This is a genomic window from Streptomyces sp. BRA346, from assembly GCF_052851135.1.
Map to the genome: position 1 here is coordinate 94,242 of NZ_JAIWIH010000039.1, position 26,362 is coordinate 120,603.

Sequence of the window (26,362 nt, forward strand, 5' to 3'; positions counted from 1 at the left end):
GGGAGGCGGGCAGGGCGCGGGCAGGCCGAAGAGACACAAGTGGCTCCGCCCGCCGGTCAGGGAAAACGGGCGGAACCACTTTGTTCCTCCACGATACAAAGCGGCCCGCCCGTACGCCAGGGGCCGGGGGTGTCTTTCGACGCGGCCCCCCGATTTCTATGGCTCGTCGGTGCGGGCTTCCAGGTCCCGGCGGGTGTTCTCGCCGTAGACGCCCTCCGGGTCCCCCTTGATGTCGTACCGCTCCTGGTACGCCACGACGGCGTTCTTCACCACGTCGTCGTACTCGCCGTCCGCGGTACCGATGAACAGCAGCAGCTGGGTCAGCCGCTTCTGGAGCTCGGTGACCTCGGCCCCGCTGTCGCCCTCGCGCAGCACCGGCGGGCCGGTGGGCTCGGGGGTCTTCGGGGGTTCGGTGGTCGGCGGCTTGGTCGGCTGCCGCGGCTTGTCCGGGGTGCTGGGCCGGTCCGGCGCCGGTGGGGTGGTCGGACGGGTCGTGGGCGGCGCCGAGGGCGTACGGGGCGCCGGGGGTGTCGCGCGGTCCTGGTTGCGGCTCGCGCTCGGCGGCTTCGCGGGGGACTGCGAGGCGCTGGGCTTCTTGCTCGGCGTGGAGCGGCGGGACGGGGTGGCGCCCTCGTCCTCGGTCGGTGGCTCGTCCGGGACGCTGGTCTGCGTATCGCCGAGCGCGCTGTCGCCGCGCTTGCCGCCGCCGTCCTTGTTGCCGCCCAGCAGGCCGGTGGTGAACGCCAGCGTTCCGGCCACGACCACCGCGGCGGCCCCCGCGACCGCCGTGGCGACGGGCTTGCGGCGGTTCTTGCGGCGGCGGCCACCGCCGCCATCGGAGCTGCTGACGGTCTCGCTGTCGGACCCGCCGCCGTGCCCCTCTCCGTGGGCGGCTCCCGTGACGGCTCCCGTGACGGGGCCCGTGGCTCCTCCGGCGGCCGTCCGGGCGGCGCTGTCGCGGCGGCCCGCCGCGGTGATGCGGTCGATCACCCGGGTGCGGTCGACGGGACCGCCGGGGGTGATGCGGTCGGCCGGGGTGATGGGCGCGATGCGGTCGATCGCCTGGGTCTCGTCGGCGGCGTTCCCTTCCCCGCCGGGCACCCGGCCGGTCCGCAGCCCGGGCGGCGGCCCGGTCCGCTGCCCGGACTCCCGGCCGTGCCGAGGCGCTGCGGCGGCTTCCGTCGCGGCGGTTTCCCCTGCGGCGGGTTCCGTCTCGCCCTTCGACTTACGGAAGAACTTCCCCACGTCGCGCGGGCGGGGTCCGCTCCCGCGCTCGCCGGAGAGCCTGAGATACGGACGGACCGCGCGCGGCTGGTCGTCGGCCCGCGGGGCGGCCGCCCGGGCGTCGGTCGTCTGGTCGTCGGTGGTCTGCGCACTGGTGTCGCCGGTCACGGGCCCGATCGCCGGGCCCGCGGTGGTGGCGCGTGCGGCGCACGCACAGCTGGGCCGACCGTTCGCGCGGAACGGTGCGTAGCAGTGCGGGCAGGAATCTGCCGTCACGAAATTTCCCTCCCTGTAATTCGCTGCGATTATGCGCATCTGATCGGCTTCCGCGCATGCGTTCGTCGTCAGGAGGGGTGCCGGGTGCGTCACGGACGCACCCGACCCGGCGGACCGTAACAGGGCAAAAAGGGCGGGTTGGGGAGAGGATGGGAGGGCGAGCAGCCGAGGAGTCCGAGGAGTCGTCATGGCGCAGGACGCCGGCCGCCCGGCTCCGGTCCCGGACCCCCTGGTTCCAGGCCCCGAGCAGGGGCGGCCGAAGCGCACGGTCCTGGTGGCCATCGGCGCCCTGCTGCTCGGCATGCTGCTCGCGGCGCTCGACCAGACCATCGTCTCCACCGCGTTGCCGACCATCGTCAGCGACCTCGGCGGTCTCGACCACCTGTCCTGGGTGGTGACCGCGTATCTGCTCGCCTCCACCGCCGCCACCCCGCTGTGGGGCAAGCTCGGCGACCAGTACGGGCGCAAGAAGCTCTTCCAGGCCGCCATCGTCATCTTCCTGGCGGGCTCGGCGCTGTGCGGGCTCGCCCAGGACATGGGCCAGCTGATCGCCTTCCGCGGGCTCCAGGGGCTGGGCGGCGGCGGGCTGATCGTGCTGTCGATGGCCATCGTCGGCGATATCGTCCCGCCCCGTGAACGCGGCCGCTACCAGGGGCTCTTCGGCGCCGTCTTCAGCTGCACCAGCGTGCTGGGGCCGCTGCTCGGCGGGCTCTTCGTCGACCACCTCAGCTGGCGCTGGGTGTTCTACATCAACCTTCCCGTCGGCGTCGTCGCGCTCCTCGTCATCGCCTCCGTCCTGCACATCCCGGTCGGCCGCACCCGCCACACCATCGACTACCTCGGCACCGGCCTCATCGCCGGGGTGGCCGCCGCCCTGGTGCTCATGGCCTCGCTCGGCGGCGTCAGCTTCGGCTGGGGGTCCTGGCAGATCCTCGGGCTCGCGGCGCTCGGCGCGGTCCTGCTGGTCGCCTTCGTCCACGTGGAGCGGCGGGCCGCCGAACCGGTGCTGCCGCTGAAGCTCTTCCGCAGCCGCACCTTCACGCTCTGCGCGGTCATCGGCTTCGTCGTCGGCTTCGCGATGTTCGGCAGCATGATCTACCTGCCGACCTTCCTCCAGATCGTCCAGGGCGTCTCGCCGACCCTCTCCGGCGTCCACATGCTGCCGATGGTCCTCGGCATGCTGCTGTGCTCCACCGTCTCCGGCGAACTGGTCAGCCGCACCGGCCGCTACAAGGTCTTCCCGATCCTGGGCACCGCCGTGACCGGCATCGGGCTGCTGCTCCTGCACCAGCTGCGCGAGACCAGCGGGACCATCGAGACCAGCCTCTACTTCTTCGTCTTCGGCTGCGGGCTCGGACTGGTCATCCAGGTGCTGGTGCTGATCGTGCAGAACTCGGTCAGCTACCAGGACCTCGGCGTCGCCACTTCCGGCGCGACCTTCTTCCGCTCCATCGGCGCCTCCTTCGGCGTCTCCGTCTTCGGCTCGATCTTCGCGGGCAACCTCACCCCCAAGATCGCCGACGCGCTCGGCGGGCGGCCGCTGCCGCCGGGCGTCACCCCCGGCGGGCTCGCCGCCGACCCCCGCGCCCTCGGGCGGCTGCCACCGGGCGACCGCGCCGGGGTGGTGCACGCGTACGCCCTCTCCATCACCGACGTGTTCCTCTACGCGGTCCCGGTCGTGCTGCTCGCCTTCGTCCTCGCCTGGTTCCTGCGGGAGGAGCCGCTGCGTGCCAGCGTCACCGCGCCCGAGGGCGGCGAGGTCCTGGCCAGCAACCCCGTCGAACGCTCCTCGTACGACGAATGCGCGCGGGCCCTGTCGCTGCTGGGCAGCCGCGAGGGCCGCCGGAAGGTCTACGTCGACATCACCGAGCGCGCCGGGCTCGACCTGCTCCCGGCCGCCAGCTGGATGCTGCTGCGCATCCGCCACTACGGCTCGGTCGAGCCCGCCGTCCTGGCCGAGCGCACGCCCGTACCGCTGCGGGCCATCCTCGGCGCGGCGCGCCAGATCGAGGAACGCGGGCTCGGCGCGCGGTACGGGCTCGACCTGACCCTGACCCCCAAGGGCCGGGAGGTCGCGGACCGCCTCTTCCGCGCGCGCGAGGCGTCGCTGGCCGAGCTGCTGGGCGACTGGTGGTCACCGGACCGGCCGACGGACCTGGTCGAGCTGGTGGACGAGCTGACGCGGGAGATGTGCGGCTCCGACGCGGAGCGCCCCTGGCGCCGCGAGCCGCCCCCGTGAGCCGTACGGCGCCCCCGTGAGCCGTACGGCGTCCGTCACACGAGGTCCTTGGCCATCCACACCTCGGCGTACGGCCCCTCGCTGAACGCCGGTACGTCCCGGTAGCCGTGGCGTGCGTACAGCGCCCGCGCCTCGACCAGATCGCGCCGGGTGTCCAGCACGATCCGTACGACGCCCAGCTCGCCCGCGGCCGCCTCGATGGCGGCGAGCAGTGCGGCGCCCCCGCCGAGCCCGCGCTTGCCGGGGCGCAGGAACACCCGCTTCAGCTCGGCGGTGCGGCCCTTCCCGGTGTGGCCCTCCCCGGTGTGGCCGTCCCGCCGCCGCAGGCCCGCGCACCCGGCCGCGTCGCCGTCGTGATGGGCCACCAGCAGCACCCCGTCCGGCGGGGCCAGGTCGTCGCTGGGCATCTCGCGCAGTGCCCGCTCGATCTCCTCGGGCGTCGCGTCGCGCCCCTCGTGCAGCCGGTAGTAGCGGTCGGCCACGTCGGTCATGTACTCGCGCAGCAGCGTGACCGCGACCGGGTCGGTGACGGGCCGCTCGGCGACGGCCCAGGACGGGCGGGGCATGGTAGGCATCCTGGCATGTGTCCGTCTGGGCCGTATCGGAATTTGACGCAGTTTGAGCACGGAGGAGCGGGCTACCCGGCGCCGTAGAGCCCCCGAACAGGGGGGCACCTGCGGGAAGGCAGAAGCAGACCATGTCAACTGGCGCGATCATCATCGTGGTTGCCGCTGCGGTCGTCCTGGTGACCCTGCTCGCCGCGGTCGTCGTACGTGCGCGAGGGGGCGGCAGGAAGAATGCTCTGCGACGCCACTTCGGACCCGAGTACGACCTGAACGTCGCCGAGCACGCGGGCGACACGAAGGCGGCGGAGCGCGAACTCGACGAACGACTGCGGCTGTATCAGGACCTCAAGACCGAACCCCTCTCCGGGGAGCTGCGCGAGCACTACCTGGCCGAGTGGGTGGGCACCCAGGAGGAGTTCATCGAGTCCCCGGAGCGTGCGGTGGCCGGGGCCGACCAGCTGCTCGCCCGCCTCGCGCGGGACCGCGGCTATCCGTCCGACCGCTACGAGGAGCAGGTCGCGGCCCTGTCCGTGCACCACGCGGACTGTGTGCAGGGCTACCGGCAGGTCCACGTCGCGGCCGCCCGCGCCCGTATGGGCCGGGCCGACACGGAGGAGCTGCGGGAGGCGGTGGTGCACGCCCGGCCCTTCTTCGAGGAGCTGGTGAAACCGCCCCACCACGCGCCCGACGGGCCCCAGGGGCATCACAGGCACACCGGTAGGGCGGGGCGGAAGACCCACGCCTGGCACATCGGGAAGGCCGGTGCACGATGACGGACCACGGACCCGAGCGGAACATCGGCCTGGGGGCGGACTACAGCCCCGGACCCGAGCACACCAACGGCGACCGTCGGCACGGCCTGGAGAAGCACGAAGTGCCGCCTCCGGGCCCACCGATGGGCGGCGGCGGTGTGGAGCAGACGGCCACCCCGGACGGGCCCAGCTTCCCCGTCCTGCCGACGAGCGAGCACGACAAGCTGAACCAGCGTCTGCGGTACGCGGTCAGCAGCTTCGTGGACGCCCCGCGCGGCTCGGTGGAAGAGGCGGACGCCCTCCTCGAAGAGGTCTCCGCCCGGCTGGTCGACCTCCTCGCCGAACGCCGCCGCACCCTCCGCGCCGCCTGGCACGAAGACGCCGCGGGCACCGAGGAGACGGAGGAGCTGCGCCTGGCCATGCGCGGCTACCGCAACGTCCTGGAGCGGCTGCTCAGCGTCTGAGCCCTCCGCCTCCCCTCCCCAGGGCCGCCGCCCGGACCTCGCTCCGGGCGGCGGCCCTTTTCTTCTACAAGCAGCCGGCGGAGGCGAGCGGCTGACGGGTCACTCGGCCGAGCGGCGCTGCTTGAACACCCACAGGCCCGCACCCGCGACGATCAGGACGCCGATGCTGATGCCGATCGCGGTGGCGGCGCCCGCGTTGCTGCTCTCCTCCTCGTCCGCCTTCTTCTCCGTCGTGCCGCTGTCGCCGGACGCCTTGTCGCTCGTGCCGGATGCCTTGCCGGACGTCTTGTCCGCGGCGTCCCGCGACGGGGAGGGGGACTTCGCGGGCTTGGCTCCGGCGGCCGCCGCCTTCAGTTCGAGGACCGGCGCGGGCTCCTCCGGCTCCGGGCCGTCGCCGGGCAGTTCGATCCAGCGCGAGACCTTGCCGTCGCTGTAGGTCTCGATGGTCTTGAACGCCAGCGACTTCGCGTCGGGCAGCTGCCGCACCTTGACCTTGTGGACGGCGTTCGTCCCCACGGCCAGCTTCGGCCCGCTGAGGGTGTAGCCGTCCTTCGTGGACTTCATCTTCCAGCCCTCGGGCGCCTCGTCCAGCGTGACGTCCCCCGGCGCGATGCCTTCGGGCAGCACCACGCGCACCTCGGTGAAGCCGCCGGACTCCGACTCGGCCTCGCCCGTGAAGGTGAGGACGACGTCCTTGGCCAGCGCCTGGGCGTTGGAGGCCGTGACCTCCGCATGGGCGGACGCGGGCCCCGCGAAGGCGATCGTCGCGGCGATCGCGGCGGCGCTCACGGCACCGAGACGGCGCATCGTACGCACAGTTGACATCGGACAGACTCCTCAAAGCAGATGACAGATAGTGAAATGTGTCAGCGGACAGCTGTCGGTGGACAGCTGTCAAGGGACGGCTGTCAGCGGGCAGCCGTCAGCGGGCGGCTGTCCTCGGCCGCCCGCAGCAGCGCGGTCATGTGCTCGCGGGCGCGGGACACCCGGGACCGCACCGTCCCCACGGGGCAGCCCGTGGCCGAGGCGGCGTCGGCGTAGGGCAGCCCGAGGAGCTGGGTGAGGACGAACGCCTCGCGGCGCGGGGCGTCCAGCGTCGCCAGCAGTTCGAGCAGCGCCACGCCCTCCTCGAAGCCGGGCAGCCCGGCGGGCTGCGCCCGTTCGGCGACCGTCCGCCAGTCGGTCGTCTCGGCGATACGGGGGCGGGCCGCCGCGGCGCGGTAGCGGTCGGCGACCGCACGACGGGCTATCGACAGCAGCCAGGTGCGGGCGCAGGAGCGCCCGGCGAACCGGGGCAGCCCGGCCAGCGCCCGCAGATACGTCTCCTGGGTCAGGTCGTCGGCGCCGTGCACATCGCCGCTCAAGTGGACGACGAAGCGCCAGACGTCGAGATGGGTGGCGCGGATGAAGTGCTCGACCGCGTCAGCGTCGCCGTCGCGGGCGGCCAGCGCCCATGCGGTGATCTGCTGATCGCGATCCGGTACGAGGGCAGGGGTCATCGCCTGATGTCCTCCGGGAAGTCACGGGCTTCCGCCCGTCACCGGTCGCGACAGGCGGGTCAGATGCGCACGAGACCCTCTGGGGGACCTCTCCGGGCGACCACGTAGTGCAGCAGCGCCGCGCGCAGCGCCCGCCCCGCCCCCGGCCGCGCCGGAAGGCGGCGGACCGGCAGCGGCAGGGCGTCCGCGCCCAGCAGCCGCAGGACCAGGCGCAGCGGTACGAAGAGGGCGGCCGCGAGCGTGCGGCCCAGCCGGAACGCGGCGGCCTCGCCGCACCACAGCCACAGCCCGCACACCAGCGCGGCCAGCGCGTGGGCCAGCAGCATGCCGGGGGTGATGCCGTCCGCCGCCGACGTCATGTGCGCGTCGGCCATCCCGGCCATGCCCTCCATGCCGTGCGCGCCGGGGCCGCCGCTCATGCCCCCGCCGCCGTGCGTGCCGTGTCGCATGGATGCCTGTGTCATCGGCGCGGACTGCGCGAAGTGGAACAGCAGGTGCAGTGCGAGCTGCGCCCCCACCGTCGCCCCCGTCACGACCGCGCCCCCGCGCTGGCGCCCCGTCAGCCACCACGCCGCGGAGGCGGTGGCGAGGAACGCCCCGCCCAGCATCCAACCCGGTACGGACCCGCCGGACATCACCGCGTGGCCCACCGCCGCCATCACCACGCACACCACCGCGAAGATCGCGGCACGCGTGGTGCGGAGAGCTGGGCCGGGTGTCATGCCGGTCATCGTGTCACCCACCTCGGTCGACGGTGTGAACTCGTCCCAAGTTGATAAAACGCGCGCGCATGTGACGCAGGCCACAAAAACTTCTCGGAACTCACCCCTCCTCCGCCCCGACTACTGGACGAGCACGCCTCGCACCACCCCGAGCCTGGAGGGCCGTCCATGTCCACCGACGAACACGTCGCCCCGGCCGACGACGCCGCTGACGCCGGCGCCGCCGTCGACGACGCGGCCGACCGGGACGCCCCCGCCCGCTCGGCCTGGTCCGTGCTGCGCCCCCTGGTGCTGCGGCTGCACTTCTACGCCGGTGTCCTCGTCGCCCCGTTCCTGCTGATCGCGGCCACCACCGGACTGCTGTACGCGGGCTCCTACCAGGCCGAGAAGCTCGTCTACGGCCATGAGCTGCGCGTCCCGGCCGGTGACGCCAAGCTGCCCCTCTCCCGGCAGATCGACGCGGCCCGCAAGGCCCATCCGGAGGGCACGATCAGCGCGGTGCGCCCGTCGCCGGACGACACCGCCACCACCCGGGTCATGCTCTCCGGCGTGAAGGGGGTCGCCGAGGGCCACACCCGCGCCGTGTTCGTCGACCCGTACACCGCGAAGGTGCGCGGCGCGCTGGAGCAGTACGGCAGCACCGGCGCGCTGCCGCTGCGCACCTGGATCGACGAGTTCCACCGCGATCTCCACCTCGGTGAGAGCGGCCGCCTCTACAGCGAACTCGCCGCCAGCTGGCTGTGGGTGATCACCGGTGGCGGGCTGCTGCTCTGGTTCGCCCGCCGCCGTAACAAGCGTGCCGCCGACACCGCCGCCCCCACCACCGGCCGCCGCCGCACCCTGGCCCTGCACGGCGGCCTCGGCGTATGGGTGGCCGCGGGGCTGTTCTTCCTGTCCGCCACCGGGCTCACCTGGTCCACGTACGCCGGGGCGAACGTCACCGACCTGCGCGCCGCGGTCAACCAGTCCACCCCGGCCGTGGCCTCCGGGCTCACCGGTGAACACGCCGGTCACGGCGCCATGCCGGGGATGGACATGGGCGGTTCGGGCGGCGGGCACCAGAACACCGACGTCGGCTACGACACCGTGCTGAAGGCCGCCCGGGCGAAGGGCCTGGGCGACCCGGTGGAGATCGTGCCGCCGTCCGGCCCGAGCGCCGCGTACACGGTCAGCCAGATCCAGCGCAGCTGGCCGGAGAAGCAGGACGCGGTCGCCGTCGCCCCCGCCACCGGCGAGGTCACCGACACCGTGCGGTTCGCCGACTACCCGCTGCTGGCCAAGCTCAGCCGGTGGGGCATCGACCTCCACACCGGGATCCTCTTCGGCATCGTCAACCAACTCGCCCTCGCGGCCCTCGCCCTCTCCCTCATCCTGCTCATCGTGTGGGGCTACCGCATGTGGTGGCAGCGCGGCCGCACCGGCGCCTTCGGCCGCCCCCTCCCGCGCGGCGCCTGGCGGCAGGTGCCGGGGTACGTCCTGGCCCCGCTGGCCGTCGGGATCGCCGTGGTGGGCTACTACCTGCCGCTGCTGGGCATCCCGCTGGCCGCGTTCCTGGCCGTGGACATCGCGGCAGGCCGCATCGCCGCCCGGCGGGCCCGGCCCGCAGAGAAAGGGAAATACGGGCGGTGAGCGGGAGGAAACGCCGACGCAACACGAAACATCGAGGAAACACGTCCGTGCGCTGGTGGAAACGACCGGACGTGAACCTTCCCTGATGGCCATCGAGCACCCGTCGATGCGAGCCATGACGACTGGGAAGGTGACTTATCGACATGCCGACCGGATTCGATGCCGGCGACACCGCCTGGCTGCTGGCCAGCACCGCCCTCGTGCTGCTCATGACGCCGGGGCTCGCCCTGTTCTACGGCGGCATGGTGCGGGCCAAGAGCGCGCTGAACATGCTGATGATGAGCTTCGTCTCCATCGCCGTCGTCACCGTGGTCTGGCTGCTCGTCGGCTACAGCCTCGCGTTCGGCAAGGACCTCGGCGGCGCCGGGCTGCTCGGCGGCCTCGAATACGCGGGGATGCGCGGGATCGGCCCGACGGACCTGACCGGGTCGGTGCCGACGCTGCTCCACGCCGCCTTCCAGCTCACCTTCGCGATCATCACGGCCGCGCTGATCAGCGGGGCGATCGCGGACCGGGCCCGGTTCGGGGCGTGGGTGGCGTTCGTCGCGGTGTGGACGCTGCTCGTATACGTTCCGGTGGCGCACTGGGTGTTCGGGCCGGGCGGCTGGATCCTGGAGAAGCTCAAGGCGCTGGACTTCGCGGGCGGCACCGTCGTGGAAGTCAACTGCGGGGCCTCGGGGCTGGCGCTGGCGCTGCTGCTCGGGCCGCGGATCGGCTTCAAGAAGGAGGCCATGCGGCCGCACAACCTGCCGCTGGTGCTGCTCGGCGCCGGGCTGCTGTGGTTCGGCTGGTTCGGGTTCAACGCCGGGTCGGCGCTGGGGGCGAACGGCCTGGCGGCCGCCGCGTTCGTCAACACCCAGGCGGCGGGCTGCACCGGGCTGCTCGGCTGGCTCGTGGTCGAGAAGGTCCGCGACGGCCACGCCACCACCCTCGGCGCCGCGTCCGGCGCGGTCGCCGGGCTGGTCGCGATCACCCCGTCGTGCGGCTCCGTGGGCGTCGCCGGGGCGCTGCTGATCGGGCTCGCGGCCGGGGTGCTCTGCTCGTACGCGGTGGGCTGGAAGTTCCGCTTCGGCTACGACGATTCGCTCGACGTCGTCGGCGTCCACCTGGTGGCCGGGATCGTGGGCACCGTGCTGATCGGCGTGTTCGCCACCTCCGCGATGACCGACGGCCCCACCGGGCTGCTGTCCGGCGGCGGCGTGGGACAGCTGGGCAAGCAGATCGTGGCGGTGCTGGCGGTGGGCGCGTACGCGTTCGTCATGACGTACGGCATCGGGAAGCTCATCGACCGGACCATGGGCTTCCGGGCGTCGGAGGAGGACGAACGGTCCGGACTCGACCTCGCCGTCCACGCCGAGAGCGCCTATGATCACGGGGTTCTGGGCCACGGCGTGCCGCAGAACGCCGTCCACCGCCCGCCGCATCACCCGGACAGGACCCCCACCCCATGAAGCTGATCACGGCGATCGTCAAGCCGTTCAAGCTGGACGATGTGAAGACGGCGCTGCTGGAGATCGGTGTGCAGGGCCTCACCGTCACCGAGGCCAGCGGCTTCGGTCGGCAGCGCGGCCACACCGAGGTCTACCGCGGCGCCGAGTACCGCATCGACTTCGTGCCCAAGGCGCGCATCGAGGTGGTCGTGGAGGACGCCGAGGCCGACGCCGTCATGGACGCCATCGTGAACGCCGCCCGCACCGGGCGCATCGGCGACGGCAAGGTGTGGGCCGTCCCGGTCGACGACTTCGTGCGCGTCCGCACGGGGGAGCGGGGACCGGACGCGGTCTGACCCCCGCCCGCCCCGCCCCTCCCGCACGGGGGCGTTACGCCGCCGTCGCGGCCCGGTCCACCGCGTCCGCCCACCGCGCACCGGCGGCGATCGACTGCCGCCGGCCGCGCAGCACCTTGGGCGACACGCCCACGGCCAGCACCCCGGTCAGCCGGTCCCCGCGGCGGTACGCGGCCAGGAACGCCCCCTCGTCCAGGGAGCCTTCGACCACGACCACCTCGTCATGGCCCCGCAGATGGCCGTACGCCTGGATCCGCAGCCCGTACTGGTCCGACCAGAAGTACGGCACCGGCTGATACGGCCGCCGCGCCTCCGGCGCCGGGGCGAGCAGATTGCGGGCCGCCGCCACGCCCTGCTCGGTGGCGTTCGTACGGTGCTCGATCCGCATCGCCGTCCCGAACAGCGGGTTGTGCCAGCACGCGACGTCCCCCGCGCCATACACACCGGGCGCGGCGGCGCTGAACTCGTCGCACTCCAGCCCGTTGCCCAACGCGAGGCCGCTGCCCTCCAGCCACTCGGTGTTGGGCACCGAACCGACCGCGACCAGCACCTCGTCCGCCGCGACCAGCCCGCCGTCCGCCAGCCGCACCCCGCCGCCGGTCACCTCCGCCACCGTGACCCCGGTGCGCAGGTCCACGCCGTGGTCGAGGTGCGCCCGCGACAGCACCCGGCCGACGTCCTCGCCGACCGCGGGCGCCAGCGGCACCGGCGCCGGTTCCAGCAGGGTGACCTCCGCGCCCAGTCCGCGCGCGACGGCGGCGGCCTCGGCGCCGAGGAACCCGGCGCCGACGACCACCAGCCGCGTCCCCGCCGTCAGCCGGTCCCTTAAGCCCAGCGCGTCGTCCAGGGTGCGCAGCACATGGCAGCCCCGCTGATCGCCGGGCAGCCGTCGTGGCCGTACACCGGTGGCGACGACCAGCCCGTCGTACGGCACCTCGGCCCCGTCGGCGAGCGCGACCGTACGCCCGGCCGGGTCGAGCCCGGTCGCGGCGGTACCGAGCCGCAGGTCGAGCCCGAGCGCGTCCAGCTGGTCCCGGCCGCGCAGCGGCAGCCGTCCGGCGTCCCACCGCCCGTCGAGGATCTGCTTGGACAGCGGCGGCCGGTCGTACGGGGGGTGGGGTTCGTCGCCGACGAGGGTGAGGGTGCCGTCGTAACCCTGCCGGCGCAGTGTCTCCGCCGCCGCGAGCCCGGCGGCGGAGGCGCCGACCACGACGACGCGTCTCACTCCTCCTCCACCACCCGGATCGCCGCCGCCGGGCAGATCATCGCGGACTCCCGTACGTCGTCGTGGAGTTCGGCGCCGGGCCTCTCGTCCAGCAGCACGACCAATCCGTCCTCGTCCCGCTGGTCGAACACATCGGGTGCGATCATCACGCACTGTCCGGACGCGACACACTTGGGAACATCGACTTCCACTCGCATGGTGACTCCCTTGTCTCCTTCGCTCACGCGTCCCAGGTGACGGGCAGTTCGTAGACGCCGTACACCAGGCCGTCGTGCTTGTACGGCAGTTGCCCGGCGCCGGTGGCCAGCCGCAGGGTGGGGATGCGGCGGTAGAGCGTGCCGTAGACGACCTGGAGCTCCACCCGGGCGAGCGGCTGGCCCAGGCACTGGTGGACGCCGAAGCCGAACGCCATGTGGCGGCGGGCGTCGCGGCCGATGTCCAGCCGGTCGGGCTCGGGGAACAGCTCAGGGTCCCGGTTGCCGGTGCCGGAGTAGACGATGATGCCGTCCCCCGCGCGGATGGTCTCGCCGCCGACCTCGATATCTTCCAGCGCGACCCGGCCCCGCCCATTGTGCACGATCGTCAGATAGCGCAGCAGCTCCTCCACCGCCTTGGCGACCACCTTCGGGTCGTCGGTCTCCCGCAGGACGGCGAGCTGGTCGGGGTTCTCCAGCAGGGCGACGGTGCCGAGGGCGATCATGTTGGCCGTGGTCTCATGACCGGCGATCAGCAGCAGGACGCCCATGGTGGCGGCCTCGCGCCGGGTCAGCTCACCGCTGCTGACCCGGGTGGCCAGCTCGGAGAGCATGTCCTCGGCGGGCTCGGCGAGTTTGACCCCGATCAGCTCGTCCAGATAGTCGGTCAGCGCGTCGCTGGCGCTGATCATGTCCTCGGCCGACGAGTAACGGTTGATCATGAGCGAGCTCTTCTCCTGGAAGAACTCGTGGTCCTCGTACGGCACCCCGAGGAGCGTGCAGATCACCAGGGACGGCAGCGGCAGCGCGAGCGTGCGCACCAGATCGGCCGGGGCGGGCCCGGCCAGCATCGTGTCGATCAGATCGTCGGTGATCTTCTGGATGGTGGGCCGCAGCGCCTCGACCCGCTTGATGGCGAACGGGGCGGTCACCATGCGGCGGATCCGCGCGTGCTCGGGGTCGTCCATGCCGATGAAGGAACGCCGCCGCTCGGCGTTCTCGCGGAAACCCGCGCTCGGATGCGGAAAGCCGGGCAGCGTGGACTGGGAGCTGACGCGCGGGTCGGCGAGCAGGGCGCGCCCGTCGGCGTACCCGGTCACCAGCCACGGCGTGCTGCCGTCCCACATCCGCACCTTCGCGACGGGCCGTTCGGCGTGCAGCGCCTGCGCGGTGGGCGGCGGGTCGAAGGGGCATCCGGACGCCCGCGGCATCGGGTACGCCGGGATCGGCTCGTCGGAATGGGGCGTGGTCTCTGCCAGCGTCTCGGTCATGTCTCTCCTCGGGTGGGGGATTCCGACAGGAGCGGAGCGTGAACCTGTGTGCACCGGGGACGTGATGACCAGCGAACCCCGCCGACCTGACGCCGCCCGGTCAGTTGCCTGACGAAACCCTGACTGTGGGCAAGGCCACAGTGACCGTCGTACCGCGGTCGGGCGCGCTGCTCACGGCCACCTCGCCGCCGTGCAGGTCGACCACCCGCCGCACGATGGTCAATCCCAGCCCGCCGCCTCCGCCGCCTGGTTCGCCGTGGCCGTCCTGTTGGTACGGCGTGGTCAGCCGGGCGATCGCCCGCGGGTCCATGCCCGGGCCCCGGTCGCCGACCGACAGTTCGACCCGCGGCTTCCCGCCGGGCCCGCCCACCGGGCCGCGCACGGCCACCGTCACCGGGGAACCGGCGGGGGTGTGCTGGAGCGCGTTGCCCAGCAGATTGCGGACGGCGTGCCGCAGCAGCCGGGCATCGGCGACGAGCGTCGCCGGGCCGGAGTCCTCCCGGGCGATGGGGCGTTCGGGATCGAGCAGCCCCAGGTCCGCGACCGCCTCGTCGGCCACGTCCCGCAGATCCACCGGCTCCAGGTGCGGCGGCCGTTCCCAGGTGGCGTGCGCACGGGGGAACACCCGCTGGATCCCCTCGTACATGTGGTCGGCCTCGTCCTGGATCCGCCGCAGGGCGCGCACCATCAGCTCGGGGTCGTCGCTGAGCCCCTGGAGCGGGAGTTCGGCCCAGCCGCGGATGGTCGTCAGGGAGGTGCGCAGCTCGTGCAGCAGCACCTCCACCCGCTGCTGCCGCTCGTCCCCGTGCGGGCCGTCGCTCATGCGGTCGCTCATGCGGTCGTTCATGCGGTCGTTCATCCGGCGGTGAGCCGGCCGAGCCAGTAGCCGAAGCCACGGCGGGTGTGGATCAGCGCCGGTTCCGCCTCGTCGACCTTGTGCCGCAGCCGGGAGATCAGCTTCTCGATGGCGTTGTCCCCGTAAGCCCGGTGGTCCTTGAACCACAGATGCTCGCCGATCTGCTCCTTGGACACCACCCGCCCGGCGTTGACCAGCAGATAGCGCAGCAGCCGGTACTCGGCCGGGGTGAGGTCCAGCGCGCGGCGGCCCCGCCGGGCCTGCCGGGTCGTATCGTCCAGCACCAGATCCGCGTACCGCGGCGGCTCCTCCGCCCGCACCCCGCGCCGCCGCCCGCGCAGCAGCACCTGCACCCGGGCCAGCACCTCGGCGATCCGGAACGGCTTGGTCACGTAGTCGTTCGCGCCGATGCCCAGCCCCGTGACCAGCGAATCCAGCGAGTCGCGTGCGGTGAGGAAGAGAACGGGCGGATGGTCCTCGTCCGCGGCCACCAGCCGCCGGCACACCGTGAACCCGTCCACATCGGGCAGCATCACATCCAGGATCACCAGATCCGGCCGCTCCCGCCCCACCCGGTCCAGCGCCTCACCCCCGGTGGCCGCGGTGCCGACCTGATACCCGGCCAGCTCCAGGGTGGTCGAGAGCAGTTCGGCGATCCTGGACTCGTCGTCCACGACCAGAATGCGCTGCCCGTCCCCGCGGGCGGGCACCGGCTTCTCGCTGACACTCCCGTACACGAGAAGACCCTAGTTGAACCGCCCGTTCCACGGCACCGGTGCCCCGACCCCCACCGACGACTTCAGGACAGGGGCGCGTATGCCCCCAGTTCGGTGGACCCTTGTCGGACGGTGCGGTCAGAATGGCGGGATGCGCCGCATTGTCGTCATCGACGCCCCCTCCAACCTCGGCCTCCGGCCGCCCCGGGAAGGGACCGTGCCCGGGTGTTACAAGCTGGCGGGCGCGCTGCGGGAGCAGCGGGTGCTGGAGCGGCTCGGGACGGTCGAGGGTGGCGTCGTCGTGCCGCCCCGCTATGACCGCGGCGACTGGCGCGAGGGCGACGGCGTGTTCAACGCCGAGGCCATCGCGACGTACACCCGCAAGCTCGCCGACCGGGTCGAACGCCACGTCCGGGCGGGGGACTTCCCGCTCGTGCTGGGCGGGGACTGTTCCATCCAGCTCGGCGCCTCGGTGGCGCTCCGCCGCATCGGGCGGTACGGACTCGCCGTCATCGACGGCTCCTCGGACTTCCGGCACCCCGGGAACTCCGACCGGATCGGCGCGGCGGGCGGCGAGGAGCTGGCCCTCGCGACCGGCCGGGGCCAGGCGGACCTGACGGACATCGAAGGACTCCGCCCGTACCTGAAGGACGAGGACGTCCAGCTCCTGGGGATCCGGGAGTACGACACGGAACGGGCCGAGCTGACCGCGCTGAAGATCGCGAACATGACGGTCGAGGAGATCCGGAAGCGGGGCGCCGAGGAAGCCGCGGACACGGTCCTGCGGAGCCTCGAAGCGCCCGCGACCGAAGGCTTCTGGGTACATCTGGACGCGGACGTGCTGGACCCGTCCGTCATGCCCGCCGTCGACAGCCCCGACCCCGGCGGGCTGCTGCCCGAGGAGCTTGCCCCGCTGCTGCGGGGCCTGGTGCGGTCGGAGCGCTGCGTGGGCCTCAACCTCACCATCTACGACCCCGACCTCGACCCCGACGGCGCCTGCGCGGCCCTCCTCGCCGACCTGCTGGAGTCGGCCTTCCCTCACGGCTGACCCCGCGATCAGCCGTGGGCGGGGTGGCGCTTCAGCCCTGCTTGGGCGCGGCCTGCTGGACGACCTCGAAGGACCAGTCTCAACGGCTGGGCCGCCACCGTTGGATCGTGGAGCGGACGGTGGCCTGGCTGTCCGGGGGCCGCTGGGCTTGCACCGCCCCTACGAACGCAAAGCCGATCGTTCCTGGCCTTCGCCAGCATCTCGGCAGCCCTCATCTGCTACCGCCGATTCACTCACCAGCGAACACGCTCGTCAAAAGAGAGCCCGACGCGATGGTGCGGCACCACCGGCCGGGCGATGAGTTTCGTGGATGTCGGAAGTCCACAGACGTGGGTTGCAGCTATTCGGCCGACCCTTGCTGGGGGCTACGTCCCTGGGATGCGAGAGAAGGGAAGAGCAGTATGTCGGTGATCGTGGCCGGTAAGTTGTATGTGGATCCCAAGGACAGGGACCGCTTCATCGAGGGGTGCCACTCCATCATGGAGGCGGCCCGCAGTCGCCCAGGCTGCCTCGACTTGTCCATCTCGCCCGACCCGATCGAGCCGGGCCGCGTGAACAACTTCGAGCACTGGGAGTCGCAGGAGGCCCTCGACGCCTTCCGAGCGGTGGCGCCGCGCCCCTCCGTATCCGTCGACATCAAGGGCGACCAGGTACTCAAGCACGAGATCTCGCATACCGGGCCGCCCTTCGACTGATGAATTCCTCCGCAGGTATGGCCCTCGCCTGTAGGGCAATCGTCTGGCGAGGGCGTTGTGATGATCCGGCAGCCACCACGGGGCGAGCCTCCAAGAACAGGGGGCCGGTCGGTGGCGAACGCGGGCAGGACCACAGACCCGCCCGATTCGCCGGACCGGCGTAAGGCTCCCTACCGATCCTCTGAAGCCGATGGAGACATCGGCGTGGCCACCGTGTCAGTGCTCCTGGTGCGTCGAGCGGTCGAAGTTGTACACGACCTACGGCGACGCGTGAAAACACAGCACCGCGAGCCCTCTGGCAGAGGTTCAGAGGGTTCGCGACGTGTGCAGGGCCAGTGTCAGCCCTGCTTCGGGGCGGCCTGCTGCACGACCTCGAAGGACCACAGCGTGGAGCCGACGGCGGCGGGCTTCTGCTGCGGGGCGTCCTCGCCGCCGCGGTGGTGGGCCGCCTTCATCGGGCCCTCGATCCAACTCGACGCCTCCACCACCCTGCGCCACATCGGCCGGTATGGACTCGCCGTCATCGACGGCCCCTCGGACTTCCGGCACCCCGGGAACTCCGACCGCATCGGCGTGGCGGCGTGGCCCATTAGCCACCCGCGGTGTCGCCGTGGTTTCAGGCCTCGTCCAGATGTGGAAGGCGCTTACTGAGCCAAGCGATGAAGTCGGTTCTGGGGGTCAGTCTGCCCAGTAGTCGGACAGCATCTCCCCGGGCCAAGCCGGCTGGCGAACTTCGCCACGCGGTCCCATCTCCTTGAAGTACGGGGCGAGATCGTAGATCGGGCTTCCGTCGACCGCGTCCAGGTCCGTGACGTGGAGGTCGAGACCGTCAGCCTTGAGTAGCCGTGGGAAGGACTGGGCGAGCTGGTTCGGGCGTCGGTGGTTGCGGTGTACGAACGTGCCGGTCGCTGGCCACCGAGGGTTGTTCCGGGGGCTCCGTGCGTGCAAGGCGACGTCACCGGGCGAGGCCAGGTGGAAATGCCAGACCACCACGAGGTGAGAGAACTCCTCCAGGCCTTGAACGACCTCGTCGGGGAAGTCTGGGTTCAGGCGGATGATCGCCGTCCCGGTCCAGCGGTCGTCAGTTGGTTCTGTGCGCCCGCCGACGACTGTGCCGATGGGCTTGATCTCCAGCGACTTCATGTGCTTCCCCTTGATCGCGTGGCCACGATGTCGTCAATCTACTCGGGCCAAGTACGAGGCGGCCCGCGTGTCCAGCTCGGCGACAACGGGGATTCCACGACGCCGGTATGGCGAGAGCAGTTTGCGCACGTCGTGGACCGCCTGCCTGGCCCGCCCGGAGTAGATGCCCTCTTCCATGGCGTCGAGGAGCCCGCTCCAGGTGGCGCAAGCCTCCTCGACGCTTCTGTTGGCGATCTGTGTGGCTCCCAGGTAGCCGAGTGTGACCGCATGAGTGCGGCGAAAGGCGGCCCCTCGGGTGCGGATGCTCTGACGGAACTGACGGATGGCTCCCTCACGGTCGCCGCAGTCGCGCAAGGTGCATGCGGTCTCGTGAGCCAGCGCCGCGCCTGAGAAAAAGAAGGTGCGGTGCGGTTCGTGGATGCTGTCCCGAGCCGAGGCAAGGTCGTCCTCGGCTTTGAGCAACGCCTGTGCTGCGGCCCGCTGCTGGCCGTTTGCGGCGAGGCCACGAGCATGCACGACCCCGAGGAGGGCGCGCTCCCTCGGGGTAGCCGCAGCGTACCGCTGGCCTTCCACGGAGGCTGTGGACAGCTCCAGGGATTCTTTGAAGAACCCCAGGTCAAGAGCTTGATGAGCCATGGCGCGCAGAATGTGACCGACCAAGGGAGGATTATCCGCCCGCGCAGCGAGTTTGGCTGCCAGGACGAAGTACCGCTGCGCAACGGCGTGCTCCGCGTTGTCAAACGCCATCCAGGCGGACAGGTAGGCCAGCTCGCCGGCTGCCGAGAACATATCGCGCCTGACCTGATCACTGGAGAACTTGCCTCGGAGGAAGTCAGCGACATCAGAGTGCAGGTACTGCACGACCGCCTTGCGGCCGTGGCCGCCACCGCGCTGCTGGTCCATGCGGGAGAAGGCCACCGTCAGCTCTTCGACCATGGTTACGTCCCCGCGCCCCACCTGCTGCTGCCGCGGTGTTGGCTGTTGCGGCGTCTGGGTCATCGCCTGCCACCATCGCTCTCCGGGCAGGGCGAGCGGAGCCACGGAGTACACAGCGCCGCTTATGAGCTTTCGGCGGTCCGCGTCCAAGTCCATCCTCCCCAGGTCGGTCAGAACGATCAGAGGGTCGACATCCCAATCCAGCGTTCCCTGCGCCGGCGCATGGGGGTTAGCGAACCCGAGCTCATCTGGCGTGATGGCACGCTTCAATCGCCGAGACAGTGCCTGGCACAAGATAGCGGGCGCTGCGCCGGACGGTTCCGTCCCGCCCACCCACATGCTGACGTGCGACCGCCCGATGCTCGCGTAGTCGAGCAGCTTGCTCTCCTGGGCCACCCTGTTGAACGCGCTCGCGGCCTGCGCCCGTGACCAGCCCGCCTCTTCAAGTAACTCGGCGAGTCGTTCGTTCCTTCTGCGTGCCATGGCGGGAACCCCTGCACTCAAACGATCTTTGACCATTTTGGCCAACGTGGGCTGTCCTAGCTCTGACCTCAGCTGGTGAAGTCACCGTAGTCGCAGCACTCGTACCCGGCACGCAGACGCCGGAGGTTCACCCGCTCGCGGGGCGACCAAAGGAAATGATCTTTGATCGCTTTGACCACCCGTCGGTCCTTGACCCCGTTCCCACCATGCCCCGAACGCGGTTCGCTCTACGTGTCCACCACGTGAACGTTGGCAATGTTGGTTCGGTTTCCGACTCAACGGTCCCACGTCGCGCTGTCTGTCTGAGCCGCGGAGGAGCGAGGTATGGCTGTCACTACCGCAAGGGGCGCGGAGATCCTTGCGGAGCGGAGCCTTGGGAGCGTCGCCGGGCCTCTGCCCACAGTGCTCGAAGACCTGACGCTGACCATCACACGTCCCTCTGCGCGGGGCCACATGGACGTGGCGGTCGTCGCAGGCGCCTGGGTCGGATACCTACGCCGGATCGGGGCCGCCAAGCTCAAATACTGGGACCTCTCGACCGATCTCGATGACGCTGTGCTGCTGATCAGTGAACTGGTCACCAACGCCTTGAAGCACGGGAAGGGCCCCGAAGTCGGGTTTCGATTGATCGTCGGTACCGACCGGAACACCGACCTGGTCGTGATGGAGGTCGACGACGGCTCGTCGGGTCGGCCGGAGGTCCACGACGCGAAACCTGACGCGGAGAGCGGCCGTGGGATGTTCCTCGTCGCTTCCATCGCGAACTCGTGGGGGGTTAGTGAGGACGGGACGAAGACCTGGTGCGCCCTCACGGCGCCCGCATCGGTAAGGGGCGCTCTGTGAGCAACTTCGATGGCGATGCCTTCCGTGTTGTCTCGTGGAACGTCGAGCGCAACGGCGCCGGTTGTGGCGGCTCGGACGAACGCTGGCACCTGGCCATGGATGTCCTGGCCGCCCTTAGGCCGCACGTGCTGCTTCGCCAGGAGTTGAAGCGTGCCGACATGCACGGAGGGCGAGCGTTGTGGGCGGAAGCGGCGCGCCTCGGCGGCCACACTCCGTTCCTCGCCGAAGCAGGTCGGGAATCCGCCAACCAGACTGGCGTGTACATCGACCGTGATCTGTGCCAGCCAGTCGAGTTCCACCAGTACACCGCTGGCATGTGGCACCCGGTCTGCAACCCGGTGGTGCGCATCAAGGGAGCCCCGGGGAAGCTGTCTTTGGCCTCGTTCCATCTGTCGTTCTTCTGCCCGGATCAGCGTGCGAGTGAGGCCCGGCGGCTGACCACGCTCGGCGGGCCGGGCAAAGCGGCGATTATCGGTGGTGATTGCAACTCTAATCCGCACCGGTCGGACGACGAGAAGGCTCCGCTGCCCGTCTGGAGCAAGATCGATGACCGTGCCCACTTCGAGCACCGTACGTTCGAGCGGAACGGAGAGCGTGTGTCCGACACCCGGCCGGACGAAATCCTGGCGGGCGAACGTGATCGGCGCCCACCGGTCTTCAAAGAGCTGGGGCACTACGCAGCCACCGTGCTCGACCAGCCGGAAGCCCTCGCTCCCACCTCCTCGCTGTGGCGCGAGGACCAGGGTCCGATGCGCCGGATCGACCGCATCTACGCGACGCCGCAGGTCGCACAGGCCCTCACACGGCTGGAGGCCATCGTCAACGACGACGTACGCGAGGCGTCCGACCACTGCCCCGTCATGGCCACCTTCAGCCTCTCGCGCCTGCGCCGCGTTCTTGCGCCGGACGCTCGGACGGCCGCATGACCAAGAGACGACCGCCCCGGCGAACCGGCTGCTTTCGGCCCGGTTCATCGAGGCGGCTCAAGCCCCGTTCCGGGACAAGGCGCTGACGTGCTCCCGCACGGTCGGTGCCGACCGCCGGTCCGGTCTGGCCGGGAACCGCTTGGATGGAGTAGCCGGTTGCCTACGCTCCGTCCGGCGTAACCGGGTCATCTGCAACACCACGCGTAACTCAACAAGAAGGGTGTTAACCGATGAGTGCAAGCACGGTGCAGGACAAGACCCAGGTGATGGACACCCCCGAGGTGGTGAGCGGAGCCGTACAGGATCCGTTCGACCTCGATGTGGACGTCTTGGAGCGGGACGGTGGGACCGTCCCGCTGATCACGCTGACCGACGACGGCTGCAAGCCCTCGTGCCCGGCCTCCTGCGCCACGAACGTGGCCTGACCGTCGTGGCACTTGGTGCTGGCCCGCGCGGAAACACGCGGGCCAGCACCACCCACAGGGACCTCACAGCGACGGGAATCGAGTGGTGGGTAGTAATCAGCGGCTGTACCGGTGCGCCGACACCGTGTTGTTGAGGGCAAGCGCCCAGGCGGACGTTGCGCTGCCTGAGTGGCCCGACATGCCTGTCGATACACCTGCGCACGCTGCAACTTGGACGGCGTGGCTGCGGAAAGTCGGGAAGCAGGAAGTGGTCGTCGATGCAATCGAGCAGGCCAGCCCGGGCCTCGCGCGACAGGTCGATGCCGTGCTTACGGCTGGCGAGGTGAATGTCCGCCAGGTGCGGCGTACCGCGTTGTCGGTCGCCCGGTACGTACAACGACTCACCGGCAGAAGTACCCCAGCCGGTCTGTTCGCTGGTATCTCCGTTGCATCCTTCGGCTCCGAAGCGGCTGTGCGGTTCGGAACCCGCCATCGGCCCGTTGTCAGGGCCGACGCCTCATGGCTGGTGCCTGTCGTCACTGAACTGGAGTCCTGCCGCAGGTTACTCGCCCGGCTGCCGGTGATGGTGAATACCACTGCCTTCGTGCGCGGTGATCGCCTCGTGGTGCCTCACCCGCCACCGGACAGTGGGACCGGCCCGGCCCTGGCAGAGGTGTCCGTCCGCAACACGCAAGCCGTCCGAACGACGGTGGCACACGCCCAGTCGCCCATTCGATTCGACGCCCTCGTCGACAAGCTCGCATCCGAGTTCCCTGCGACACCGGCCTCGACCATCGACCAGATGCTCGCAGGAATGGTCAAGCAACACATTCTCATCACCGCACTGCACGCGCACTCGGGGATCCATGACGCCTTCGGACACGTCATGGAACAACTGGACATCGCAGGCGCTGAGGGCATCGCCGAGGTAGCACACCTGGTCAGCAGGCTGCACGAGGTCCACAAGATGCTCGACCTCCACAACGAGGCCCGTACGCCCTCGGATGCCCGGACACTCCGCTCGGCGACGACCGAGCGTATGACGGCTCTGGCGCCAGCCGTGAAGCGGCCACTGGCGGTGGATCTCCTGACGGACTGCTCGCTCGTCCTGCCGCACCAAGTGGCGAACGAGGCAGAAGCCGCTGCCCACGCGCTCACGCGCTTGAGCTCCTATCCGTCCGGCACCCCAGCCTGGGCGGACTACTTCACACGCTTCTTCGCGCGGTACGGAGTCGGCTCGCCGGTTCCACTGTTGGACCTCGTGGACCCCGACGTGGGGCTTGGCATGCCCGCCGGCTACCTGGGCAGTGACCCGGAGCCGCCCGAGCCCGTCTCCGCCCGCCACCGGCGGCTCCTCGCCATGGCACAGGCTGCGGCACTGGACGGGCGCCGCGAAATCGTGCTGGACGAACGGCTCGTGGACGAACTCGCCATGGCCGCCCCGGACACGGTTCAGGTTCCTCCTCACCTGGAGCTGTGCTTCCAGCTTCAGGCCCCGTCACTTGCCGCGCTGGGCCGCGGGGAATTCGATCTGTGCGTGGTCAGCGCATCCCGCGCCGCTGGCACCATGTCCGGCCGCTTCCTCGACCTCCTGGAGCCGCCGGACCGGGACCGGGCGACCACCGTGTTCGACCAGTTCGCGGCCACCGACCCCGAGGTGCTGCCGGTGCAGGTCTCCTCCCCGCCGCTTGACCCCAAGAACGCCCACGTCACGCGGGCCCCCGACCTGCTGCCCGCCCTCATCAGTATTGCCGAGCACCGCCCGCCGGACGACCACGTGATCTCTCTGGACGACTTGGCGGTGCAGTGCACCAAGGACCGGCTGTTCCTGGTCTCGCTCTCGCGCGGGCGCCGACTGTCGCCGACGATGCTGCATGCCTTGGATCTGCGGGCCCATACTCCACCACTGGCCCGGTTCATCGTCGAGGTGGCCAAGGCGCAGCAGGCGGTGGTCACCGGGTTCGACTGGGGCCCCGCCCGTCACCTGCCGTACCTGCCGCGCCTGCGCTACGGTCGCACCATCGTGGCCCCCGCCTGCTGGCTCCTGGAGTCCAGCGAGCTACCCGGCCGCGATGCCTCATGGGTGGAATGGAGCGAGGCGGTAGCCGAGTGGCGGGAGCGGCGGGGCCTTCCGTCCACTGTCTTCATCACCGAGGGCGACCACCGCCTGAAGCTCGACCTCGACCAGGCCGCCCATCTCCTGTTGCTGCGAGAGCACCTCGCCACTGCTGAGTCCGCCGTTCTCACCGAGGCCCCGGCAGCCCCCGCCCACGGCTGGTTCGGCGGACGCCCCCATGAGATCGTGACCACGTTGACAGCCAGGCGAGCGTCAACGCCTCCACTCTCAACGACCGGCCGACGCATGCCAGTCGAGCGCGGTCACGGCCATTTGCCCGGCGCGCCGCCCTGGCTGCACGCCAAGCTATATGGGCACCCCGAGCGGCTTCCTCACCTCGTGGCCCAGTACCTGCCGGAGCTGTTCGCCGCGTGGGAAGCGCCATTACGGTGGTGGTTCACGCGATTCCGTGATCCTCAGTGGCACATGCGGTTGCGGATCGCCGTCGCGGACGCGGCCGAGTTCGGCATTGCGGCGCAGCGCATCAGCACGTGGGCCAGCGATCTGCGTCGCCAGGGTTTGCTGAGCGATATGCAGTTCGCGAGCAGCTTGCCGGAGACCGGACGCTGGGGGAGCGGATCGGCGATGGACGCCGCCGAGAATGTCTTCGCCGCCGACTCCGTCGCCTTGGTCGCCCAGTTCGCAGCCCCAAAGCGACCGCACGCGCAGGCCCTGGCCGCCGTCAACTTCGTCTCGATCGCGTGCGACTTCACCGGCAGCACCGAGGCTGGCATGGCATGGCTGCTCGACCAGCCCCGCGGTGACGCCTCCCGGCGCCTGGATCGCACGCTGCTCAAGACCGCCGTGCGCCTGGCCGACCCGGCTGACGGTTGGGCTGCCTTGAAGGCAGCACCGGGTGGCATGAGCATCGCCAATGCTTGGTCCGCCCGCAGTCAGGCCCTGGCCGACTACCGCGAGGAGTTGACCCGTGTGGAGGAGGTGCCGGCGGACTCGGTCCTCGATTCACTCCTGCACGCCCACCACATTCGGGCTGTGGGGATTGACAGCGACGGCGAGGACACCTGCCGTCGTCTCGCCCGCGCTGCTGCCCTGTCTTGGCGGGCCCGTCGCTCAGGAGAGAGGGGATGACCATGAACCGGGAAGCGGCCGAACTGACCGCCGCCGCTGTCGCCGACCGACTGGCCAATCCGTCCGCCGCCCAGAAGCTCGGTCTTCCGCAGGGCTGGCACCGGCAGTCTCTCGCCCACGGTGCGGTAGGAGTCGCGCTGTTGCACGTTGAGCGTGCCCGCGCGGGCCTGGGGCCCTGGCAGCGCGCCCACGACTGGCTTGCCTACGCCGCCGCAGGCCAGGTCGAGTCCTGGGAGGACAGCCATCTCCACTACGGCGTTCCGGCGGTCGCCTTCGCCCTGAACGCCGCAGCCGACCGGCCAGGCCAGTACGCCCGTGCCCTGGACACCTTGGATCGCAACATCGCGAAGACGACGCGGCGCCGCCTGGAACGTGCCCACGCCCGGATGAACGCTGGCGTCGCGCGTCCAGCTCTCGCCGAGTTCGACAGCATTCGGGGACTGTCCGGTATCGGCGCGTACCTGTTGAGACGCCAAGCGGACACCGACCTCTTGCGCGACGTCCTCACCTACCTGGTGCGCCTGACCGAGCCGGTGAAAGAGGACGGCGAGTTGTTGCCCGGTTGGTGGAGCGATCTGGCCCCCTCCGGCCAGCCCTCACCGGATTACCCGGCAGGACACGCCAACAACGGCATGGCCCACGGCATCGCCGGTCCGCTCGCTCTGCTCGCCATCGCCGCCCGCAACGACATCTTCGTGAGCGGCCACCTCAACGCGATCCAACGGATTTGTGCCTGGTTCGATCGCTGGCGGCAGGAGAGCGCGGCCGGTCCCTGGTGGCCCGCCCTGGTCACACGCGCCCAGTACCGCGGCGAGCAGCCGCTCGCCGCCGAGCCGTCCAGACCCTCCTGGTGCTACGGCACTGCGGGGCACGCCCGGTCTCAGCAGCTCGCTGCCCTGGCGGTCGGCGACACCTCACGCCAGCAGGCAGCGGAAAGCGCGCTGACAACGGCACTCACCAATCGCGAGCAGCTCGCTGCAACGTCCGATAGGAGCCTGTGCCACGGGTACGCCGGCATGGCCCACATCGCCGCGCAGGCAGCCGCCGACGCGCTCACCCCGGACGTCGCTGTTTGTATCCCCCAGCTCCTCGACGTGATCGGCGCCGACCCGGACGTGGTGGCCATTTCCCTCACGCAGGCCGTTGGCGGTGACATCGGGCTTCTGGAGGGAGGAGCCGGAGTCGCGCTGGCTCTCCTCGCGGTCGCAACCGGTGCTCCGCTCTCCGGCTGGGACGCATTCCTCCTGATCAACTGACGAC

25 protein-coding genes and 2 pseudogenes are annotated in these 26,362 nt (G+C 70.8%); 14 read left to right on the top strand and 13 right to left on the bottom strand.

Going from position 1 to position 26,362, the window contains the following annotated elements:
- Positions 1–156: 156 nt before the first annotated feature.
- Positions 157–1,500 carry a peptidoglycan-binding domain-containing protein gene (locus LCH29_RS35750; protein ID WP_446465834.1) on the bottom strand — a complete coding sequence of 448 codons (1,344 nt, stop codon included), beginning with the start codon at positions 1,498–1,500 and terminating at the stop codon, positions 157–159.
- A gap of 187 nt (positions 1,501–1,687) precedes the next feature.
- On the opposite strand from LCH29_RS35750, the gene LCH29_RS35755 reads away from it, so the two are divergent.
- Positions 1,688–3,739 (top strand): DHA2 family efflux MFS transporter permease subunit, encoded by a 2,052-nt coding sequence (locus LCH29_RS35755; RefSeq protein WP_446465835.1) that lies wholly within the window; start codon positions 1,688–1,690, stop codon positions 3,737–3,739.
- 35 nt (positions 3,740–3,774) lie between these two features.
- On the opposite strand, the gene LCH29_RS35760 is transcribed toward LCH29_RS35755, so the two are convergent.
- Positions 3,775–4,305: a GNAT family N-acetyltransferase gene (locus LCH29_RS35760; protein ID WP_446465836.1), complete on the bottom strand. Its 531-nt coding sequence runs from the start codon at positions 4,303–4,305 to the stop codon at positions 3,775–3,777.
- A gap of 131 nt (positions 4,306–4,436) precedes the next feature.
- On the opposite strand from LCH29_RS35760, the gene LCH29_RS35765 reads away from it, so the two are divergent.
- Positions 4,437–5,078 carry a hypothetical protein gene (locus LCH29_RS35765; protein WP_446465837.1) on the top strand — a complete coding sequence of 214 codons (642 nt, stop codon included), beginning with the start codon at positions 4,437–4,439 and terminating at the stop codon, positions 5,076–5,078.
- Positions 5,075–5,521, top strand: coding sequence for a hypothetical protein (locus tag LCH29_RS35770; RefSeq protein WP_446465838.1), 447 nt, complete (start codon positions 5,075–5,077; stop codon positions 5,519–5,521). The genes LCH29_RS35765 and LCH29_RS35770 overlap by 4 nt, the downstream gene beginning before the upstream one ends.
- A 99-nt stretch (positions 5,522–5,620) precedes the next feature.
- Here LCH29_RS35770 and LCH29_RS35775 read toward each other — a convergent pair whose 3' ends face one another.
- The 3 genes from LCH29_RS35775 to LCH29_RS35785 form a co-directional block, all read right to left on the bottom strand.
- The gene (locus LCH29_RS35775; protein ID WP_446465839.1) at positions 5,621–6,346 is read right to left on the bottom strand and encodes a DUF1775 domain-containing protein; all 726 of its coding nucleotides are present in this window, start codon (positions 6,344–6,346) and stop codon (positions 5,621–5,623) included.
- Between the two features lie 83 nt (positions 6,347–6,429).
- Entirely contained in the window at positions 6,430–7,020 is a 591-nt protein-coding gene (locus LCH29_RS35780) for a sigma-70 family RNA polymerase sigma factor (protein ID WP_446465840.1), read from the bottom strand.
- 59 nt (positions 7,021–7,079) lie between these two features.
- Positions 7,080–7,751: a hypothetical protein gene (locus LCH29_RS35785; protein WP_446465841.1), complete on the bottom strand. Its 672-nt coding sequence runs from the start codon at positions 7,749–7,751 to the stop codon at positions 7,080–7,082.
- Positions 7,752–7,910: 159 nt separating this feature from the next.
- On the opposite strand from LCH29_RS35785, the gene LCH29_RS35790 reads away from it, so the two are divergent.
- The 3 genes from LCH29_RS35790 to LCH29_RS35800 all read left to right on the top strand — a co-directional run bounded on the left by LCH29_RS35790 (position 7,911) and on the right by LCH29_RS35800 (position 11,157).
- Positions 7,911–9,371: a PepSY-associated TM helix domain-containing protein gene (locus tag LCH29_RS35790; protein WP_446465842.1), complete on the top strand. Its 1,461-nt coding sequence runs from the start codon at positions 7,911–7,913 to the stop codon at positions 9,369–9,371.
- 143 nt (positions 9,372–9,514) lie between these two features.
- Positions 9,515–10,822: an ammonium transporter gene (locus LCH29_RS35795; RefSeq protein ID WP_446465843.1), complete on the top strand. Its 1,308-nt coding sequence runs from the start codon at positions 9,515–9,517 to the stop codon at positions 10,820–10,822.
- Positions 10,819–11,157 carry a P-II family nitrogen regulator gene (locus LCH29_RS35800; protein ID WP_009718330.1) on the top strand — a complete coding sequence of 113 codons (339 nt, stop codon included), beginning with the start codon at positions 10,819–10,821 and terminating at the stop codon, positions 11,155–11,157. The genes LCH29_RS35795 and LCH29_RS35800 overlap by 4 nt, the downstream gene beginning before the upstream one ends.
- Positions 11,158–11,191: 34 nt before the next feature.
- Here the strand turns inward: LCH29_RS35800 and LCH29_RS35805 are convergent, their stop codons facing one another.
- The 5 genes from LCH29_RS35805 to LCH29_RS35825 all read right to left on the bottom strand — a co-directional run bounded on the left by LCH29_RS35805 (position 11,192) and on the right by LCH29_RS35825 (position 15,440).
- Positions 11,192–12,382 (bottom strand): NAD(P)/FAD-dependent oxidoreductase, encoded by a 1,191-nt coding sequence (locus LCH29_RS35805; protein ID WP_446465844.1) that lies wholly within the window; start codon positions 12,380–12,382, stop codon positions 11,192–11,194.
- Positions 12,379–12,579 (bottom strand): ferredoxin, encoded by a 201-nt coding sequence (locus LCH29_RS35810; RefSeq protein WP_446465845.1) that lies wholly within the window; start codon positions 12,577–12,579, stop codon positions 12,379–12,381. Before LCH29_RS35810 ends, LCH29_RS35805 begins: the two co-directional genes overlap by 4 nt.
- Positions 12,580–12,602: 23 nt before the next feature.
- Positions 12,603–13,847 carry a cytochrome P450 gene (locus LCH29_RS35815; protein WP_446465846.1) on the bottom strand — a complete coding sequence of 415 codons (1,245 nt, stop codon included), beginning with the start codon at positions 13,845–13,847 and terminating at the stop codon, positions 12,603–12,605.
- 100 nt (positions 13,848–13,947) lie between these two features.
- Entirely contained in the window at positions 13,948–14,694 is a 747-nt protein-coding gene (locus tag LCH29_RS35820; protein ID WP_446465847.1) for a sensor histidine kinase, read from the bottom strand.
- Between the two features lie 8 nt (positions 14,695–14,702).
- Positions 14,703–15,440 carry a response regulator transcription factor gene (locus LCH29_RS35825; protein WP_446465848.1) on the bottom strand — a complete coding sequence of 246 codons (738 nt, stop codon included), beginning with the start codon at positions 15,438–15,440 and terminating at the stop codon, positions 14,703–14,705.
- A gap of 130 nt (positions 15,441–15,570) precedes the next feature.
- On the opposite strand from LCH29_RS35825, the gene LCH29_RS35830 reads away from it, so the two are divergent.
- From LCH29_RS35830 to LCH29_RS35840, 3 genes and pseudogenes are all read left to right on the top strand, one after another.
- Positions 15,571–16,467: an arginase family protein gene (locus LCH29_RS35830; protein WP_446465849.1), complete on the top strand. Its 897-nt coding sequence runs from the start codon at positions 15,571–15,573 to the stop codon at positions 16,465–16,467.
- 71 nt (positions 16,468–16,538) lie between these two features.
- A pseudogene (locus tag LCH29_RS35835) lies at positions 16,539–16,704 on the top strand (IS5/IS1182 family transposase); the annotation flags it as partial.
- Between the two features lie 164 nt (positions 16,705–16,868).
- Positions 16,869–17,162: a putative quinol monooxygenase gene (locus LCH29_RS35840; protein ID WP_446465850.1), complete on the top strand. Its 294-nt coding sequence runs from the start codon at positions 16,869–16,871 to the stop codon at positions 17,160–17,162.
- A 338-nt stretch (positions 17,163–17,500) separates the two neighbouring features.
- Here the strand turns inward: LCH29_RS35840 and LCH29_RS35845 are convergent.
- The 3 genes and pseudogenes from LCH29_RS35845 to LCH29_RS35855 all read right to left on the bottom strand — a co-directional run.
- Positions 17,501–17,632 (bottom strand): annotated as a pseudogene (locus LCH29_RS35845) (antibiotic biosynthesis monooxygenase); the annotation flags it as partial.
- Positions 17,633–17,840: 208 nt separating this feature from the next.
- A complete protein-coding gene (locus tag LCH29_RS35850) occupies positions 17,841–18,305 on the bottom strand; it encodes an SAM-dependent methyltransferase (protein ID WP_446465851.1) in 465 nt (154 codons plus the stop codon).
- Positions 18,306–18,338: 33 nt separating this feature from the next.
- Positions 18,339–19,760, bottom strand: coding sequence for a Tat pathway signal protein (locus LCH29_RS35855; protein WP_446465879.1), 1,422 nt, complete (start codon positions 19,758–19,760; stop codon positions 18,339–18,341).
- Positions 19,761–20,048: 288 nt separating this feature from the next.
- Between LCH29_RS35855 and LCH29_RS35860 the strand changes: the two genes are divergently transcribed.
- The 5 genes from LCH29_RS35860 (at position 20,049) to LCH29_RS35880 (ending at position 26,358) form a co-directional block, all read left to right on the top strand.
- Positions 20,049–20,567 carry an ATP-binding protein gene (locus LCH29_RS35860; protein WP_446465852.1) on the top strand — a complete coding sequence of 173 codons (519 nt, stop codon included), beginning with the start codon at positions 20,049–20,051 and terminating at the stop codon, positions 20,565–20,567.
- Positions 20,564–21,493, top strand: a complete 930-nt coding sequence (locus LCH29_RS35865) for an endonuclease/exonuclease/phosphatase family protein (protein WP_446465853.1) — start codon at positions 20,564–20,566, stop codon at positions 21,491–21,493. Before LCH29_RS35860 ends, LCH29_RS35865 begins: the two co-directional genes overlap by 4 nt.
- A 230-nt stretch (positions 21,494–21,723) precedes the next feature.
- Positions 21,724–21,918: an FxLD family lanthipeptide gene (locus LCH29_RS35870; protein WP_446465854.1), complete on the top strand. Its 195-nt coding sequence runs from the start codon at positions 21,724–21,726 to the stop codon at positions 21,916–21,918.
- Between the two features lie 247 nt (positions 21,919–22,165).
- A complete protein-coding gene (locus tag LCH29_RS35875; RefSeq protein ID WP_446465855.1) occupies positions 22,166–25,102 on the top strand; it encodes a lantibiotic dehydratase in 2,937 nt (978 codons plus the stop codon).
- A complete protein-coding gene (locus tag LCH29_RS35880; RefSeq protein WP_446465856.1) occupies positions 25,099–26,358 on the top strand; it encodes a lanthionine synthetase C family protein in 1,260 nt (419 codons plus the stop codon). The genes LCH29_RS35875 and LCH29_RS35880 overlap by 4 nt, the downstream gene beginning before the upstream one ends.
- The last annotated feature ends 4 nt before the right edge of the window (positions 26,359–26,362 follow it).